Source organism: Burkholderia sp. GbtcB21 (assembly GCF_019091065.1).
Taxonomy (GTDB): domain Bacteria; phylum Pseudomonadota; class Gammaproteobacteria; order Burkholderiales; family Burkholderiaceae; genus Burkholderia; species Burkholderia pyrrocinia_C.
This window is the reverse complement of sequence record NZ_JAGXKA010000095.1, coordinates 1-595: the sequence shown is the minus strand read 5'-3', so window position 1 is coordinate 595 and position 595 is coordinate 1. Positions and strand designations below refer to the sequence as shown.

Here is a 595-nt window from a genome sequence, read left to right as displayed (position 1 = left end):
GACGAACTCAAGGAGGCCGTGCTGCTTGCGAGTGCCCCTGAAGGCATGGCGTTTACCAGCGGATCGCACTTGCAGCTGGCAGCCCAGGCAAACATTGTTGCGACGGCTGGCGGCAATGCGGATTTCGGCGCCATGAAGAACATCTCGTTCGCCGCCGGTGACGGAATGTCGATGTTCGCATGGCGGGGGGCGATGAAGGTGATATCGCAAAAAGGCAAGGTACACCTGCATGCCCAAGGCAACGCGATGGAGCTCGCCGCGCACGACGCTATCCAGATTATCAGTGCGGACGGCGAAGTGCTTGTTTCGGCCAACAAGGCACTGACCCTGACCAGCGGTGGCGCCTATATCAAGCTTGACGGTGGCAACATCGAAATCGTTTGTCCCGGCGATCTCAAGCTGCGCGGTGGCTCGATATCCCGTGGAGCGGGCGGATCGATGCCCACGCCAGGTTTCTCGTTCGGTGAAGGCAAGGAACTGATGCCGCATGATCACCACTTCGTGCTGAAGAACCCGTCTACCGGCGAACCGCTGTCTGGCGTTCAGTATCGTGTCCTCGAGCCGGACGGCACGATTCACAACGGCGTCACGGACG

At 60.2% G+C, this 595-nt stretch carries 1 protein-coding gene; it reads left to right on the top strand.

Translation table 11 applies throughout. The features are described from left to right. A partial coding sequence (locus KVT39_RS36485) for a DUF2345 domain-containing protein (RefSeq protein ID WP_217591432.1) occupies nt 1–595 on the top strand: 595 nt, incomplete at both ends.